Origin of the sequence: Actinoplanes sp. NPDC048791 (assembly GCF_040650095.1) — a bacterium.
Lineage (GTDB): Bacteria > Actinomycetota > Actinomycetes > Mycobacteriales > Micromonosporaceae > Actinoplanes.
Genome location: NZ_JBEZGQ010001173.1, coordinates 534 through 2,388, shown reverse-complemented (window position 1 = coordinate 2,388; position 1,855 = coordinate 534). Strand labels below are relative to the sequence as shown.

2 protein-coding genes and 1 pseudogene are annotated in these 1,855 nt (G+C 74.7%); 2 read left to right on the top strand and 1 reads right to left on the bottom strand.

Annotated elements, in window-relative coordinates:
* A partial coding sequence (locus AB0C29_RS43890) for a hypothetical protein (protein WP_360833653.1) occupies positions 1-1,007 on the top strand: 1,007 nt, incomplete at its 5' end.
* Positions 1,004-1,609 (top strand): hypothetical protein, encoded by a 606-nt coding sequence (locus tag AB0C29_RS43885; protein WP_360833651.1) that lies wholly within the window; start codon positions 1,004-1,006, stop codon positions 1,607-1,609. The genes AB0C29_RS43890 and AB0C29_RS43885, both read left to right, overlap by 4 nt.
* A 30-nt stretch (positions 1,610-1,639) precedes the next feature.
* On the opposite strand, the pseudogene AB0C29_RS43880 reads toward AB0C29_RS43885, so the two are convergent.
* Positions 1,640-1,855: pseudogene (locus AB0C29_RS43880) on the bottom strand (hypothetical protein); the annotation flags it as partial.

Below are 1,855 nucleotides of genomic sequence, written 5' to 3'. Positions count from 1 at the left end.
ACCTGGCGATGGGGATCGCGGGCGCCGTGTGGATCGTCAGCACCGCGCGGTACTTCCCGGTGGCCGTCCTGTCCGTCACGGCCGTCGGCGTGCTGGCCCTGGTCGCGGCGGTCTGGGCCGGCCTGGCGGTCGGCCGTCTGCTGCCCTCGCTGGTGACCGCCCCGGCGCTGGGCATCGCCGGCCTGGCGCTGCTGTTGCTGATCCCGGCCGCGACCCGGCCCCGGGGGTGGCTGGCGCTGGTGTTCTCACCGATCTACGAGATGAACATGCCCGGGGCCTATGCGACCGTGCCCGGCCGGGTCAGCGCCGCCCAGGCCGTCTGGCTGGCCGCGCTGGCCGTCGCCGCCGTGCTGCTGTTCGCGTCCGGCGGCTGGCGGATCCGGGTGGCCGCGCTGCTGCCGGTGGTGCTGGGCGCAGCGCTGGCTGTCACCGTGATGCCGCACCAGAACAGGTTCGTGACAGACGCGATCGACCCGGTGGCGCGGGCCCTGGTCTGCACCGACGACCAGCCGCGGGTGTGTGTCAGCCGGGTCCACTCCGGACTGCTGGCCGAGGTGACGCCCAAGGCCCGGGAGGCCCTGACGGTCCTGGCGAAGCTGCCGGGCGGACCGACCGAGGTGCACGAGGACACCACCGCGTACCCCGACGTCTACCCGGCGTGGCGTGAGGACGTCGCCCTGGTCAGCGTCGAGGCCGGCCCCGACGGACACGTGCTGGAGCCGTCGGCGATCCCGGCGGAGGTGGTGTCCGGCGCCTTCGCGAGCCCACCGCGGTGTGAGAGGCCGGCCGGCTGGCCGGAACGGATCGCGGCCGCCTCCTGGCTGCTGGGACGCGAGCCGGCGACCGGCGAGCGGTACGACCCGGAGTTCCGTGACAGTGCTGTGCAACTGTGGCAGGGCCTGCGTCAGCTGCCCGAGGCCGAGGCCGAGAAGCGGGTGGTGGCGCTGCGCCGGGCCGCGCTGAGCTGCTCGGTCGATGAGGGACTGCTCTCGGGGAACGCGCGATGAGGTGGCTGACGCTCTATCTGCGCTCCCGGCGGGCCCCGATGGCGCTGGCCGCGGCCGGCGGCCTCGCGGTGCTGATGTGGTCACTGTGGTCGGTGTTCTCGAACACGCGCGATGTGGGCTTCCAGATGGTCGTCCTGACCGTGCTGCTGCTGGTGGTCGCGCTGACCGCAACGCTCGGCGGCCCGGACGACGCGCTGGAGGGCACGGCGGCGATGCGCTGGCCGCGGCGACGAGTCGCGCACCTGCTGGTGGCGATGCTGGTCGTGGTGGGGCTGGTGCTGGTCACGCTGGCGTCCGGCGCCCGCTTCGGGCCCGGGTGGATGGTGGTGCGCGACGCGGCCGGGCTGCTGGGGCTGACCGCCCTGGCCGCCGCCACGATGGGCACCGCCCGGGCCTGGTTCCTGCCACTGGCCTGGACCCTGGCCGCGGCCCTGTACCCCAGCTCGGAACTGGTCCTCGGCCAGGTGCTGACCTGGCAGGCCCAGCCGCCGGCGAGCACGGCCGCGAACGTCATGGGCGCGTTGCTCGCGCTGAGTGGGCTCGTCGCCTACGCCGTGGCGGGACCGGCCCGGCGCCCACCGGCCGAGGCCGGACAGCACTGACGCGAGCGATGCCGGCCCAGGCCGGCCCGCTTAGGGAACCGGCTCGGTGACCCGGTCCTCGACGGTGAAGCGGCGCAGCGCGGGCGTCGTCAGCGCGATCAGCCCCGTCGCGACGACGCCGAGGATTCCCCCGATGGCCAGGGACGCGCCGCCCGAGGTCACCGTGGCGACCAGACCGGCCCGCAGATCGGCGACCCGGTGTCGACCAGGGTCTGCAGCAGGCGTTCCATCACCACCTGGGCGCGG